Source organism: Methylobacterium sp. Leaf102 (genome assembly GCF_001422425.1).
Lineage (GTDB): Bacteria > Pseudomonadota > Alphaproteobacteria > Rhizobiales > Beijerinckiaceae > Methylobacterium.
In genome coordinates this window covers 1-13,397 of sequence record NZ_LMMX01000018.1, presented here as the reverse complement: position 1 = coordinate 13,397, position 13,397 = coordinate 1, and the positions used below count along the sequence as shown (strand labels likewise).

The following is a 13,397-nucleotide window of genomic DNA, read 5'->3' as shown; positions in this document are numbered from 1 at the left end:
CTACAGGCCGAGCAGGGCCTGGGATGCGCCGATGAGGGTCAAGACCAGGCCGCCCACGAAGGCGACCGCCATGGCGTAGGAGAACCCGTTCCAGATCAGCGAGACCGCCTTGAGGGACCGGTTCAGCAACGGTTGCCACCCGCGGTCTGGCCGTACTGCTTGACCGGGAAGTTCTGCTGGTTGGCGTTGCCCTCGGCGGCGGAGCTCACCGGGCAATTCGCGGGCGAGCGGGATTGCGGGTTGCCGTAGACCGTGCCGGTCGTCTCGGTGTCGTTGGCGAACCCGGTGTAGCGGGCCGGGCGATCGAAGGCCATCGCGGACGAGATCGAAGCAACACCAAGGACCAGGGCGGCGGTGGCGGCGGCGATACGGGTCATCATAATTGTCTACTAGCTCCTGATCAGTACAGTCCGGCGGTCCGGTCTGTTTCCGTTGCGTCTGATACTGATATAGGGTGCCTTTGCCGGATACGACGTGTCGCGACGCACGCGGCATCGCGGATTAAGCTTAGGCGCTTCTCTCGCGTCACGCGGCCGGATTCAGTGCGGTTTCTGCCGGCGCGTCGGCCCACGCCACCGCGTAGAGCGCCAGGTCGCGGGTGTCGCGGCACTCCGAGGGCGGCATGGCCGAAAGGGTCAGGCCCGAGCGGATCGCCGGGCCGAGGAGGCGCAGGAAGGCGTCCGACGCGGTTAGGGTCAGGTCCGCTGCCTTGGCCCGCGCCTCGATCCGCGCGAGGGTGTTCATCGCCTGGCCGAGCACAGTGAACTCGGCCCGGTGGCCGTCGTCGAACACCCCGACGAGCACCTCGCCGCAATGGAGCGCCATGGTGATGCGCAGGGTCGGCCGCCCTTCGCGGGCCCGCTCGGCGTTGAGGGCCGCGAGGCGCGCGACGATGGCGTGCCCGCAGGCCAGCGCCGCATGGGCCTGGGCCTGCGGGCGCCCGACGACGAACTGCGCCAGGATTCCGTCGCCCACGTACTTGTCGACGATGCCGCCGTGCTCCGTCACCGCCACGTGGGTCAGGGCGCGAACATCCAGGAGGGCGCGCACCACCTCCTCCTGCGCATGCTCGCGGGTGAAGGCCGAGAAGCCGCGCAGGTCGAGGGCGAACAGGCAGGCATGGCGCGAGCGCACGGCTTCGAGGCCCGCGCTCGCGAGTTCGCCGACCACCCGGGTGGGGACGAACCGCGCCAGGGTGGTGCGCTCGCGCTCCATCCGCAGGGCGGTGGTCACGGCCGAGCGCAGGCGCCGCACCCCGTCGATCACCACGAGGCTCGCGGCCATGAAGGTGAGCAGGCCCGGCACCTCCTCGTCGAGGGTGACGTGCGGGCCGAGCAGGGCGCTCTCGGGGTACGCGAAGGCGAACAGGATGGTGCTGCCCCAGGCGAGGCTGACGAGGCCCGAGAACACCGCCGTGTGCAGGACCCGCATGCTCAAGCCCGTCTGGAGCAGGAGCAGGAAGGCGGGGAGCCGGCTCACCGCCGTCGCGGTCTCCTCGGTTTCCACCGCGCCGACGAGCATGTGCTCGACCACGAGGAACAGGGCGACGCCGGCATTGAGGAGCGTCGCCGTCCAGGCGAGCCATTCCGTGTCGGCCGCCTTGTCCGGATCGGTGCCGCCATATTCCCGGCGGCGGCCGCGATGGGCCTCGCGCCAGTCGGCGAGGCCGAGGCAGACGGAGCAGACGGCGTAGACGACGAGCACGATCCAGTGGTTGGCGGTGTGGCTCGATCCGTCGAAGCCCTTGGCGGTGGCCAGCAGCACCAGCACGATCACGAGGTGCAGCACGAGGGAGCGCCGCCCCGAAGCGGTCTGGATGAGGCGCATGACGGTGGGGTCGCCGTGGGGCGGGCGGCGTGTGAACGGGGGCATGAGACTCCGGCAGGAGGGATTCGGGCTGGCCGGTCTTAGGCCACAGGGCGCGAACCGGGCCAACGCCGCATGACGACGCGAGCGATGTCGTGGGCGCATGCGTCGTGAACGCATGCAGATGCCCCGATCATCCGCCGCGCGTCCCTCCCTCACGGCATCGTCAAGTCCCGGTCCCTCGTCCCACCCCCCGTGCCGGCGTCACCGGGCGTTGCGGAACACCTGCAGGTCGAGGTCGCGCACCTTCTTGCGCAGGGTGTTGCGGTTGACCCCGAGCAGCTCCGCCGCGCGGATCTGGTTGCCGCGCGTGGCCGCCAGCGCCGCGCCGATGAGGGGGCCTTCGATCTCGCGCAGGATGCGGTGATAGAGGCCCGGCGGCGGCAGGGTATCGCGATAATTGCCGAAATACTCGGCCAGGTGCCGCTCCACGGCACCCGACAGCGTCTCGCCCTCCCCGGCGGCCTTGCGGGCCGTGCCGTTGGCGGGCGCGCTCTGGGCGAGCGGCAGGGTGTCGAGCTCCGCCTCGATCACCGGCCCGGTGATGGTCTCCTGCGGGTAGAGGGCGGCGAGGCGCCGGACGAGGTTCTCCAGTTCGCGGACGTTGCCGGGCCAGCGGTAGCGCTTCAATCGCTCCATGGCCTCGCCGTCGAGCTGCTTGCGGCTCAGGCCCTCGCGCTCCACCATGACGAAGAAGTGCCGGATGAGGTCGGGCACGTCCTCCGAGCGCTCGCGCAGGGCCGGCAGGCGTAGCGGCACGACGTTGAGGCGGAAGAACAGGTCCTCGCGAAAGATGCCCTGCTGGATCGAGACCCGCAGGTCCTTGTTCGTGGCCGCGATGATGCGGACGTTGGTCTTGATCGGCACCCGGCCGCCGACGGTGGTGTACTCGCCCTGCTGCAGCACGCGCAGCAGCCGGGTCTGGGCCTCCATCGGCATGTCGCCGATCTCGTCGAGGAACAGGGTGCCGCCCTCGGCCTGCTCGAACCGGCCGGCCGAGCGCGACAGCGCCCCCGTGAAGGCGCCCTTCTCGTGGCCGAACAGTTCCGACTCGATGAGGTCGCGCGGGATCGCCGCCATGTTGACGGGCACGAACGGGCCCGTGCGCCGACGCCCGTAATCGTGCAGGGCGCGGGCGACCAGCTCCTTGCCGGTGCCGGACTCGCCCGTGATCATCACCGTGAGATCGGTCGGCATCAGGCGGGCCAGCGCCCGGTAGATCTCCTGCATGGCGGGCGAGCGCCCGACCAGGGGAATATCCTCGTTGCCGGGGTCGGCGCCGGGGGCCGGCGTGCCGCGCGGCCGCGACAGCGCGCGCCCCACGATGGCGATGAGCTCCTTCAGGTCGAAGGGTTTGGGCAGGTATTCGTAGGCCCCGCGCTCCGAGGCGCGGATCGCCGTCATGAAGGTGTTCTGCGCGCTCATGACGATGATCGGCAGCTCCGGCCGCACCCGCTTGATGCGGGGCAGCAGGTCGAACACGTTCTCGTCGGGCATCACCACGTCGGTGATGACGAGGTCGCCCTCCCCTTCGGCGACCCAGCGCCAGAGGGTGGCGCAATTGCCGGTGGTGCGGACCTCGTAGCCGGCCCGCGACAGCGCCTGGTTCAGGACGGTGCGGATGGCGGCGTCGTCGTCCGCGACGATGATGTGGCCGTTGGGCATGCAGCGACTCTACAGCTCCGCGCTCGACTCGCGCCCGTCACGGGCGCTCGACATGGGAAGGAGAAGGCGGAAGGTGGTGCGGCGCGGCGCGGGATCGCATTCGACGATGCCGCCGTGGTCGCCGACGATCTTGGCCACCAAAGCAAGTCCCAGGCCGGACCCCTGCGCCTTCGTGGTCACGAACGGGTCGAACAGGTCCGGCAGCAGATCGGCGGTGACGCCGGGTCCGTTGTCGCGCACCGCCACCTCGATGGGCAGGCTGACGCGTTCGCGCGAGCCCGGGATCTGCAGGCGCAGGCCCGTGCGGAAGGCCGTCGACAGGGTGATCTCGCCGTCCACCGTGTCGGCGCCGATGGCCTCGGCGGCGTTCTTCACGAGGTTGAGGATCACCTGGATCAGCTGGTCGCGGTTGCCGAGCACCGGCGGCAGCGACGGATCGTAGGTCTCGACGAAGCGGATGTGGCGGGCGAAGCCCGACTGGGCCGAGCGCTTCACCTGATCGAGCACGCCGTGGACGTTGACGGAGACGCGCTCCACCGGGCGCTCGTCGCCGAACAGCTCCATGCGCTCGACGATGCGGACGATCCGGTCGGACTCGTCGCAGATGAGTCGGGTGAGGAGGCGGTCCTCGTCGTCGGCCGATTGCTCGAGGAGCTGGGCCGCCCCCCGGATACCGGCCAGCGGGTTCTTGATCTCGTGGGCCAGCATGGCGCCGAGCGCCACCATGGAGCGGGCCGCCCCCCGGTGGGTGAGCTGGCGGTTCATCTTGTCGGCGATGGTGCGCTCCTGCAGCATGAGCACCACGGCCTCGCCGTCGTCGCCCAGCGGCGTCGCGAACACGTCGACGCTGCGCTCCTGCCCCGAGCGCGGATGCACGAGTTCGACCCCGTACTCGCTGACGCTGGCCCGGCGGCGGCGGACCTCTGTGACGAGGGCCGAGATGGGCGAGGCGAACGGGATGATGTCGGCGAGACGCCGGCGCTGCATCAGCCGGGCGGAATGGTCGAAGAACGATTCGCCGGCGTGGTTCACGTGGAGGATGCGGTCGTCGACCCCGATGGTGAGCACCGGCAGCGGCAGGGCGTTGATCACCGCTTCGCTGGTGGGGGCCGCGACGGTCGGGCCGCGGGACTCGTCAGGGCCCGTCATGCCGCCTTCTCCATCGCCGCGTCCGTCGTCGCCCCGCCGCGGGCTTCCCCGTCGAACGCCGAAGCCAGCAGGGCGATCACCACGGCGGGGTCGGTGGTGGTGAGGAGCCGCGTGCGCCCGTCCGCCGACAGGCCGCCGCCGGCCTCGGCATAGGCGGCGAGGTGCTTGCGGGCATGGCGCACGCCCATGCGGACGCCGTAGAGGGCGAGGATCCCCTCGTAATGGGCGATGGCGAAGGCGGCCTTGCGGGCGTTCGTCAGGGTCGGGCCCGCCCGGCCCGCGAGCCCGGCCGCGATCTCGCCGACGAGCCAGGGCCGGCCCACGGCGGCGCGCCCGATCATCACCCCGGCCGCACCCGAGCGGGCGAGGCAGGTTCGGGCCGCGTCGAGGGTGGTGATGTCGCCGTTGGCGATGACCGGGATCGACACCGCCTCGACGACGCTGCGGATGGCGTCCCAATCGGCATTGCCCTTGTAGAATTGCTGGCGGGTGCGGCCGTGAACCGTGACGGCGTTGAGGCCGAGCCCCTCGGCGCGCCGGGCGAGGCTGGCGGCGTTGAGGCTGGCATGGTCCCAGCCGAGGCGCATCTTCACCGTGACCGGAATGGACACGGCGGCGCGCACGGCGGCGAGGATGCGTGTGGCCCCGTCGAGGTCGCGCATGAGGGCAGAGCCGGAGGCGCCGCCGGTCACGACCTTGGCCGGGCAGCCCATGTTGATGTCGATCGCGTCGGCGCCGTTCTCTTCGGCGATCCGCGCGGCCAAACCCATGGGCTCGGGCGCGCAGCCGGCGAGCTGGACGACGTGGGGCTCGATGCCCCCGCCCTCGGCCCGCAGGGTGGCCTCGACGCTGCCGCGCGCGAACTCGGCCGCCGCCACCATCTCGGAGACCACGGCGCTGGCACCGCAGGCCCGGGCGATCCGGCGCATGTGCACGTCGGTGACGCCCGAGAGCGGCGCCAGCAGGACGGGCACCGGCCGGCCGGAACCGCCCGGCGCCGGGATGGACCCGGGGACGGCAGACGACGGGGAAGAGGGCGAGCGCAGAACGCTCAAATAATCATCATGGATCATTGTGCTCAAGGAATAGTCAAAACCGCGGCGGGCGCAAGCGCTCCCGGCGATTTGATTTCACGCCATGCCCCGCTTAAACGCTGGGCTCGTTCAAGCCCTTACAATCCGCAAGGCCTTGCAACGCGATGGTGGGAGCGTTTTCATGGCCGGCACCGCGTTCGAGGCGGCGGCAGTGGTGGTCGCGGCCGGCCGCGGCATCCGCATCGGCGGCGATGTGCCCAAGCAGTATCGCCGGGTCGGCGGCCAGGCGGTGTTGACCCGGACCCTGGCGGCGCTTGCCGCGCACGAGTCCATCACCTGCATCCAGCCCGTCATCGCGGCCGACGCGGAGGCGTTCTACCACGAATGCGTCGCCGATCTCGACCCGGCCCACCGCGAGAAACTCCGGGCGCCAGTGCCGGGCGGGGCCACGCGCCAGCTCTCCGTCCGCGCCGGGCTCGAAGCCCTGGCGACGGGGGCGACGCCGGATCTCGTCCTCGTGCACGACGCCGCCCGCCCGCATGTCGACACCGCCCTCATCGACCGCGCCCTGGCGGCCGGGCGCGCCTACGGCGCCGCCGTGCCGGGCCTTGCCGTCACCGACACCATCAAGCGCGTCGAGACCATCGCGCCCGGGATCGGCCGTGTGGTCGAGACGCCGGCCCGCGAAACCCTGCGCGCCGTGCAGACGCCCCAGGCCTTCGCCTTTCGCCTTCTGCTGGATGCGCATCGCGCCGCGCGCGCGGAGAACCTCGACGGCTTCACCGACGACGGGGCGCTCGCCGAATGGGCCGGTCTCTCCGTGGTGGTGTTCGAGGGCGACCCGCGCAATCGCAAGATCACCCAGCCTTCCGACCTCATCGACGCCGACCGCGACTTTTCCGGCCCCGCCTCCCTTTGAGGCGAGACGTGCGTCGGCCGCTTTCACGAAACCCGCTCAGCCTGGAGCCCGCATGACCACCTACCTCACCCGCCTCGGCACCGGCTTCGACGTCCATGCCTTCACGGAGGGCGATCACGTCTGGCTCGGCGGCATCAAGATCCCGGCCGACCGGGGCGTGCTCGCCCATTCGGACGGCGACGTGGCTCTCCACGCCCTCACCGACGCCCTGCTCGGCGCCATCGCGGACGGCGACATCGGCACTCACTTCCCGCCCTCCGACGAGCAGTGGCGCGGTGCCTCCTCGGACCGCTTCCTGGCGCATGCCTGCGATCTCGTCCGCGCGCGCGGCGGCAAGATCGATCACCTCGACATCACCGTGCTGGCCGAGGCCCCGCGCATCGGCGCCCACCGCGAAGCCATCCGCGCCCGCATCGCCGAGATCGCTGGCGTGCCGCTGACCTCCGTCTCCATCAAGGCGACGACCACGGAGAAGCTCGGCTTCGTCGGCCGGGCCGAGGGCCTCGCCGCCCAGGCCGCCGCCACCGTGCGCCTGCCGGAGATCGACCTCGACACCGCCTCCGAGACGTCCGAGCGTCGGTCTTGATCGCAGACACCGCCCTGCTCGCCCGCGCGGAGGCGCTGGTCGCCGCCTTCGCGGCGGCGGGGCGGAGAATCGCCACGGCGGAATCCTGCACCGGCGGCCTCGTCGCCGGACTGCTCACCGCCGTGCCGGGCTCCTCGGCGGTGCTTGAACGCGGCTTCGTCACCTATTCGAACGACGCCAAGTCCGAATCCCTCGGCGTGCCGACCGCGCTGATCGCCGCCCACGGCGCCGTCAGCCAAGCGACGGCCCGCGCCATGGCGGAGGGCGCCCTCGCCCATGCCCGCGCCGATGTGGCGGTGGCGATCACCGGCATCGCCGGCCCGGGCGGCGGCAGCGCGGACAAGCCCGTGGGACTGGTGCATTTCGGGCTGGCCCTCACGGGCGAACCGACGCGTCATCTGGAGCGGCGCTACGGCGATCTCGGCCGGGGCGAGATCCGGCGTCTGGCCGTGGGGGACGCGCTGGGGTTGCTCGAAGGGTTCGTCGGCCCGATGCCGGCGCCCTGACGGGTTGGCACCGAGCCTCGTGTCCGCGACGACAGGGTTCCGAGGCGCGATCCAGGCAAGTACCCTCGCTGAGGCAGATACCCTCGCCGAGGTAGACCATGCCGATCATTCTCTCGTCCGCGACCCTGGATCGGATGCTCGCGGCGCCGGCCTACGAGGATCTCGACTGGATCGCCGGCATTCTCGCCGGGTGCAGCCGCTACGATCCCGAGGCGCCGACCTACGGCTTGCCGGAGGTCGCGTTCGGTCTCGTCGAGCGTCTTACGTGGTTCGCCCAGGGCGTCCGCTCCGGCGTATGGACCTACTTCGAAGCCACGCCCCTTCCGTGTCAGAACGCGATGCTGGCGATCCTGAAGGCCGACGCGGCACACCCTGAATTCCGGCAGACCTACGAGACCGGCATGCGCAACTGGCGCACACCGTCCGCCTTGACGGCCGTGGACGCGTGGATGGACGCGAACGACGATCGCAACACCCGCATCCTATGGGATCTCGTCGCGGCGAACCGGACGCTGCTCCAAGGTCTCGTCAATACCGCCTGAAGCCCTCGGTGGTGAGGGACGCACCCTGCCTCCATCCGCGTGTCGCCCCTTCGGGTCGGCTTGCGAATCACCGCGCGCCATGCTCAACCCACCGCCCGATTGTTCCCGCGCCGACGAGGGAGGCCGCATGCGTATCGTAGCGATTCCCGTCCGTGCCGGCGCCAGCCGCTTCGGCTGCCAGATCTGACGTCAGCCGCGCGCCCGAGGGCGTCCCGCTTCCGTCCGTCGCTCCTTTTCCGATCCTTTTGTCCTTTTGTCCGCCGCCGGTTTCGCACCGTGCCGCGGCCTCCGGAACGACGCACGATCCGCGTCGCGAGGTTCCCATGTCTGTTCGTAACCAGCGCGAAAGCGCCTATCGGGCGGTCCTCGCCTTCGTGTTCCGCCGATGGCGCGCGCGGCTCGGCCTCGTCGCCGGCCTCGTCGCGGCCATCACCTGTGCCACCCTCGCGGACGTGTTCCTGCCGCTCTACGCCGGTCGCCTCGTCGATGCCCTCGCGGGGGACGACCGCGACGCGGCGCTCGCGGCGGCGTTGCCGGCCTTCGCCGCCATGGCGGCCCTGGGTGCGGTCCATATCGGCCTGCGCCACGTCGCCTGGGCCCTCGTGGTGCCGCTCACCCTCGGCACCATGGCGGACGTGGCGCGGGCCGGCTTCCACCGGGTCCAGCGCCTGTCGACGGACTGGCACGCCAACAGCTTCTCCGGCTCGACGGTCCGCAAGATCTCGCGGGGGATGTGGGCCCTCGACGGGCTCAACGACACCCTGCTCCTCGCCCTGCTGCCCTCCGTGGTGGTGCTGCTCGGCACCATGGTGCTCCTCGGCTGGCACTGGCCCGCCATGGGGGCGGTCATCGGGCTCGGCACCCTGGCCTATGTCGGCACCGCCATCGGCCTCGCCACCAAGGTGATCGCCCCGGCAGCGCAACTCTCCAACGGCTGGGACACCCGGCTCGGCGGCACCCTGTCCGACGCCATCGGCAACAACGCCGTGGTGAAGGCCTTCGGCGCCGAGGGCCGAGAGGATGCGCGCCTCGCGCACATCCTGGGCAAGTGGCACAAGCGCACCCGCCGCACCTGGATGCGGGTGACCTGGAGCGTCACCGCGCAACTCGGCCTGCTGCTCGCCCTGCGCACCGCCATCGTGGGCGTCGCCCTGTGGCTGTGGTGGACGAAGGCCGCCACGCCCGGCGACGTCGCCTACGTGCTCACCACCTACTTCGTGGTGCACGGCTACCTCGGCGACATCGGCCAGCACATCAACCACCTCCAGCGGGCGGTGAACGAGATGGAGGAACTCGTCGCCCTCGATTCAGAGCCCTACGGCGTCGCCGACCGGCCCGGCGCGACGGGGCTCTCGGTGACGGGCGGGGCGCTGCGGTTCGAGGCGGTGACGTTCCACTATGCCGGGCACGCCGCGCCGCTCTACCGCGACCTCTCGGTGACGATTCCCCCCGGACAGCGGGTCGGTCTGGTGGGGCGCTCGGGATCGGGCAAGACCACTTTCGTCAAGTTGGTGCAGCGGCTCTACGACGTCACCGGCGGGCGGATCCGCATCGACGGCATCGACATCGCCGATGTCACCCAAGCCTCGTTGCGCGAGAATATTGCCATCGTGCCGCAGGAGCCGGTGCTGTTCCACCGGTCGCTTTCCGAGAACATCGCCTACGCGCGGCCGGGCGCTTCCGCCGAGGCCATCGAGCGGGCGGCGCGGCTCGCCAACGCGCACGACTTCATCGCCCGGTTGCCGAAGGGCTACGGCACCCTGGTCGGCGAGCGCGGCGTGAAGCTGTCGGGCGGCGAGCGCCAGCGGGTGGCGCTGGCCCGCGCCTTCCTGGCCGATGCGCCGATCCTCATCCTCGACGAGGCGACCTCGAGCCTCGATTCGGAATCGGAGGCCCTGATCCAGCAGGCGATGGAGCGGCTCATGCGCGGGCGCACCGCCATCGTCATCGCCCACCGGCTCTCCACGGTCCGGTCCCTCGACCGCATCCTGGTGTTCGACCGCGGCCGCATCGTCGAGGACGGCCCCCACGATGACCTGATCCATGAGCCGGAGGGCCGGTACCGCGCGCTGTTCGAGACCCAAGCGGCCGTGCGTGCATGAGGACGGTGCCTCACCTTACGGCGACGGGCGATGCCCCGGCCTGCGGATCGGCGGTCACTTGTCCGGGTGTTCGCAGCGATGGGCACGGCCCTCGGCCGAGACGTAGGCGATCCGGCCGCCCGTCGCCCGGCACTCGGCCGCCCGGGCGTCCATCACCCACTTGTCGGCCAAGGCGAGGCTGAGGGGCACCAGGGTCACGAGGCCGAGGAACACCGCCACCGCTGCGATGGCCCATCCGGTTCCGCGCGGCGGATCGGGAAAGGCCGGCCGCTCCGCCGGGGCGGGGAACAGGAAGGCGAGGGTCGTGAGCCCGAGGAGGGTGGCACTCATGGGGGCACTCATGCGTGGCACGCGCGGGACGTCGCCCTTCGGCGTCGCGTGCGGTCAGGCCCCGGACCATAGCGGTTCGCACGGATGTTGGCAGGCGACCATGGGAAGCAGCGGGCAGTCGAGCGGTCGGGCCCCCGGTGGCGATCGCCTCCGCCGGGGAGGGCTCAGGCCGGGCTGTCGGCCTGGAACCCCGTCCCTCCGCCGGACGGCGAGCGCAGGGAGGCCTGGCAGGTGCAGCCGGGCCGCATGCAGGGCTCGGACCCCTTCTGTGCCAGCTCGCCGCAAATCAGCAGACGATGCAGCAGGTGTTCCATCGGACCCTGCTGGTAGGGCTTCTGCAGGACCGGGACACTCTGGTAGGCCCGCTCCAGCCCCTGCGTGCCGTAGCCCGTGGCGAACAGGAACGGCAGGCTGCGCTCGAACAGCACGTCGGCGATGGGGTAGCTCCGGGCCTCGCCGAGGTTCACGTCGAGCACGGCGGCATCGAACGTCTCCGTGCGGGCGAGCGCCAGGGCCTTGTCGAGGCGCATGGCGAGAACGACCTCGCAGCCGAGGTCCATCAGCATGTCCTCGGCCAGCATGGCGACGAGGCTCTCATCCTCGACCAGAAGGACGCGGCGTCCATTCAGCACCGTCATGGGGCGGTCTGCCATGGGGCAGTCTGCCCGGTGATCACGTCCTGTCCCATCCACCCCAACGCGGTCAGGGGCACTTCGAGCCTGCACACCACCCCTGCGACACGATACTCGATCTCGGCCCGCCCATCGAATTCCAGGGGCAATTGGCGCTCGATCAGCCGCGAGCCGAAGCCCTTTCGGGTCGGGGCCGCGACTTCGGGGCCGCCCTGTTCCTCCCACAGCAGGTCGAGTCGTTGTCGGTCGTCCGCCATGGGTTCGAGGGACCAGGTGACGTGGACGCGGCCCTCGGGAACCGACAGCGCGCCGTACTTCGCCGCATTGGTCATCAGTTCGTGCAGGGCCATGGACAGGGTCACCGCCACCTTCGGATGAAGCCGGGCATCCGGCCCGTCCATCCGAAACCGGTCAACGTCGACCTCGGCGAGAAGATGGGGCGCTAGGGCGCGCGTGACCACGCTGCGCAGGCTGGCGCTCTCCCAATTGTCCGCCACGAGGACGTTGTGGGCCGTGGACAGGGCCGCCATCCGGGCGTCGAACACCGTGCGGGCGCCGACCTCGGCCAGGCCCCGGAACGTCTGCGCGGCGATGGACTGCACCGTCGCCAGGGTGTTCTTCACCCGGTGGTTGAGCTCGTTGAGGAGCAGGCGCTGGCGCTCGGCCGCCGCCTTCTCCTCGCTGATGTCGCGCACCTCGATGATGGTGCCGATGATGTTGGCCGAGTCGTCGCGGATCGGGCTGGCGGTGAAGCCGACGGGATAGAAATGCCCGTCGGCGTGGACGAACACCTCCTCGCCCCGCTCGTGGTTGTTCTGGGGGAACGCCCGGTCGATGGCGCATTCCGCGAGGGGGAACGGCCGGCCGTCTGGATAGGTGTGGTGCACGATGTCGTGAAGCGGGCAATCGCGCGCGAGCACCTCGGCCAGGGTGAAGCCGGTCAACTGCTCGGCGGCGCGGTTCATGTAGACGCAGTGTTGGCGGTCATCCATGAGGAAGATCGACACCGAGGCGTTGTTGAGCACCGCATTCAGCCGGCGCTCCGTCTCGAACAACTGGTCGCCGCGCCGCAGGGTCGCGAGCGAAGCCGCAGCCAGGGCGGACGATTGCAGGGGCTGCCGGGATTGCGGCACGGCTGGATCCTTCCCACGGAACGGGTGCCAACGCCGTGCACTGCCGGATGGTTCGCGTCAACGCTGCGCGTGTTCCGGGACCCGCCTCCCGCAGCTTCGCCATCCGGCGCCGCGGGCGGGACGGAACGGTCTCGCGTCTGGCGGGTTGTTGCATCAATCCTCACAACTCTGGGAACTCTCGCATGCGCAAGCTCGCACTCGCCGCGACGGCCGTCCTCGGTCTCGGCCTCCTCGCCGCCGCCCCCGCCGAAGCCCGCGGCTACGGTTACGGTGGTGGCTACGGTCACGGCGGTTACGGTCACGGCGGCGGTTATGGCCGTGGATATGGCGGCGGCTACGGTCGCTACGGTGGCGGCTATGGCCGTGGTTACGGACGGCGCGGCATCGGAACCGGCGCGGCCGTGGGCCTCGGCATCGCCGGTCTCGCAGCGGGCGCCATTGCGGCGGGCGCCTACGGCGGCGGGTATGGCGGCGGCTACGGTTACCCGGCCTATGGCGGGTATTCCTACGGCGGCCCGCGCGCGGTCGGTTACGGCTACGCCCCCGCCTATGGCTACGCTCCGGCCTACGGCTACGGCGGCGGTGGCTATTACGGCTACTGAACGTCCGACAACATTCCATGAAAGGGGGGTCGCCGAAAGGCGGCCCTTTTTTCGTTACGGGTTGATGGGTTCGACCGGCCGAGGCAGTGCCGCGGGACGGCAACCTGCACGCAATGGTGTGGCGAGCGTCGTGCGATCCAGCGCGAACGTTTTCCTGTCGCCGTGCTCAGACGGCCGGGCTTCCTGAAACGCAAGCCGTCATGCCTAGAGGCTGTTATGGACCTGAGCGGTTTGGAATTCAGATGAGGAGGCATGACCTCTTCGCGCCAAGCCTACCCGTCCGATGTTTCCGATGATGAATGGGCGCTGGTCGCGCCGTACCTGACGCTGC

At 70.6% G+C, this 13,397-nt stretch carries 13 protein-coding genes and 1 pseudogene; 5 read left to right on the top strand and 9 right to left on the bottom strand.

Annotated elements, in window-relative coordinates:
* From ASF27_RS23410 to dusB, 6 genes are all read right to left on the bottom strand, one after another.
* Window positions 1-129 (bottom strand): hypothetical protein, encoded by a 129-nt coding sequence (locus ASF27_RS23410; protein ID WP_274533802.1) that lies wholly within the window; start codon window positions 127-129, stop codon window positions 1-3.
* On the bottom strand, window positions 123-380 hold the full coding sequence (locus ASF27_RS11150; RefSeq protein WP_056360112.1) for a hypothetical protein: 258 nt from the start codon (window positions 378-380) through the stop codon (window positions 123-125). The genes ASF27_RS23410 and ASF27_RS11150 overlap by 7 nt, the downstream gene beginning before the upstream one ends.
* 145 nt (window positions 381-525) lie before the next feature.
* Window positions 526-1,872: an adenylate/guanylate cyclase domain-containing protein gene (locus ASF27_RS11145; protein WP_082479015.1), complete on the bottom strand. Its 1,347-nt coding sequence runs from the start codon at window positions 1,870-1,872 to the stop codon at window positions 526-528.
* A 198-nt stretch (window positions 1,873-2,070) separates the two neighbouring features.
* On the bottom strand, window positions 2,071-3,531 hold the full coding sequence (gene ntrC, locus ASF27_RS11140) for a nitrogen regulation protein NR(I) (RefSeq protein ID WP_056174598.1): 1,461 nt from the start codon (window positions 3,529-3,531) through the stop codon (window positions 2,071-2,073).
* A gap of 9 nt (window positions 3,532-3,540) precedes the next feature.
* Entirely contained in the window at window positions 3,541-4,680 is a 1,140-nt protein-coding gene (locus ASF27_RS11135) for an ATP-binding protein (RefSeq protein WP_056268354.1), read from the bottom strand.
* A complete protein-coding gene (gene dusB, locus ASF27_RS11130) occupies window positions 4,677-5,753 on the bottom strand; it encodes a tRNA dihydrouridine synthase DusB (protein ID WP_056360110.1) in 1,077 nt (358 codons plus the stop codon). Before dusB ends, ASF27_RS11135 begins: the two co-directional genes overlap by 4 nt.
* A 142-nt stretch (window positions 5,754-5,895) precedes the next feature.
* Between dusB and ASF27_RS23110 the strand changes: the two are divergent.
* The 4 genes and pseudogenes from ASF27_RS23110 to ASF27_RS11105 all read left to right on the top strand — a co-directional run bounded on the left by ASF27_RS23110 (window position 5,896) and on the right by ASF27_RS11105 (window position 10,369).
* Window positions 5,896-7,219 (top strand): annotated as a pseudogene (locus ASF27_RS23110) (bifunctional 2-C-methyl-D-erythritol 4-phosphate cytidylyltransferase/2-C-methyl-D-erythritol 2,4-cyclodiphosphate synthase).
* Window positions 7,216-7,725, top strand: a complete 510-nt coding sequence (locus ASF27_RS11115; protein ID WP_056360105.1) for a CinA family protein — start codon at window positions 7,216-7,218, stop codon at window positions 7,723-7,725. The pseudogene ASF27_RS23110 and the gene ASF27_RS11115 overlap by 4 nt, the downstream one beginning before the upstream one ends.
* 98 nt (window positions 7,726-7,823) lie before the next feature.
* Window positions 7,824-8,267 carry a hypothetical protein gene (locus ASF27_RS11110; RefSeq protein ID WP_056360102.1) on the top strand — a complete coding sequence of 148 codons (444 nt, stop codon included), beginning with the start codon at window positions 7,824-7,826 and terminating at the stop codon, window positions 8,265-8,267.
* Between the two features lie 323 nt (window positions 8,268-8,590).
* Window positions 8,591-10,369, top strand: a complete 1,779-nt coding sequence (locus ASF27_RS11105; RefSeq protein WP_056360098.1) for an ABC transporter ATP-binding protein — start codon at window positions 8,591-8,593, stop codon at window positions 10,367-10,369.
* A 54-nt stretch (window positions 10,370-10,423) separates the two neighbouring features.
* Here the strand turns inward: ASF27_RS11105 and ASF27_RS11100 are convergent, their stop codons facing one another.
* From ASF27_RS11100 to ASF27_RS11090, 3 genes are all read right to left on the bottom strand, one after another.
* A complete protein-coding gene (locus ASF27_RS11100; RefSeq protein WP_156398822.1) occupies window positions 10,424-10,699 on the bottom strand; it encodes a hypothetical protein in 276 nt (91 codons plus the stop codon).
* A gap of 164 nt (window positions 10,700-10,863) precedes the next feature.
* Window positions 10,864-11,352, bottom strand: coding sequence for a response regulator (locus tag ASF27_RS11095; RefSeq protein WP_244476591.1), 489 nt, complete (start codon window positions 11,350-11,352; stop codon window positions 10,864-10,866).
* Window positions 11,334-12,464, bottom strand: a complete 1,131-nt coding sequence (locus ASF27_RS11090) for an HWE histidine kinase domain-containing protein (RefSeq protein ID WP_056360095.1) — start codon at window positions 12,462-12,464, stop codon at window positions 11,334-11,336. Before ASF27_RS11090 ends, ASF27_RS11095 begins: the two co-directional genes overlap by 19 nt.
* Window positions 12,465-12,646: 182 nt before the next feature.
* Here ASF27_RS11090 and ASF27_RS11085 point away from each other — a divergent pair, with 182 nt between their 5' ends.
* The gene (locus ASF27_RS11085; protein WP_056174573.1) at window positions 12,647-13,066 is read left to right on the top strand and encodes a hypothetical protein; all 420 of its coding nucleotides are present in this window, start codon (window positions 12,647-12,649) and stop codon (window positions 13,064-13,066) included.
* Window positions 13,067-13,397: the final 331 nt, after the last annotated feature.

Bases quoted from the DNA above. Each gene is read 5' to 3' on its own strand.
- ASF27_RS11150 (WP_056360112.1), bottom strand. From the start codon at position 380: ATGATGACCCGTATCGCCGCCGCCACCGCCGCCCTGGTCCTTGGTGTT.
- ASF27_RS11145 (WP_082479015.1), bottom strand. From the start codon at position 1,872: ATGCCCCCGTTCACACGCCGCCCGCCCCACGGCGACCCCACCGTCATG.
- ntrC (WP_056174598.1), bottom strand. From the start codon at position 3,531: ATGCCCAACGGCCACATCATCGTCGCGGACGACGACGCCGCCATCCGC.
- ASF27_RS11135 (WP_056268354.1), bottom strand. From the start codon at position 4,680: ATGACGGGCCCTGACGAGTCCCGCGGCCCGACCGTCGCGGCCCCCACC.
- dusB (WP_056360110.1), bottom strand. From the start codon at position 5,753: ATGATCCATGATGATTATTTGAGCGTTCTGCGCTCGCCCTCTTCCCCG.
- ASF27_RS11110 (WP_056360102.1), top strand. From the start codon at position 7,824: ATGCCGATCATTCTCTCGTCCGCGACCCTGGATCGGATGCTCGCGGCG.
- ASF27_RS11105 (WP_056360098.1), top strand. From the start codon at position 8,591: ATGTCTGTTCGTAACCAGCGCGAAAGCGCCTATCGGGCGGTCCTCGCC.
- ASF27_RS11100 (WP_156398822.1), bottom strand. From the start codon at position 10,699: ATGAGTGCCACCCTCCTCGGGCTCACGACCCTCGCCTTCCTGTTCCCC.
- ASF27_RS11095 (WP_244476591.1), bottom strand. From the start codon at position 11,352: ATGGCAGACCGCCCCATGACGGTGCTGAATGGACGCCGCGTCCTTCTG.
- ASF27_RS11085 (WP_056174573.1), top strand. From the start codon at position 12,647: ATGCGCAAGCTCGCACTCGCCGCGACGGCCGTCCTCGGTCTCGGCCTC.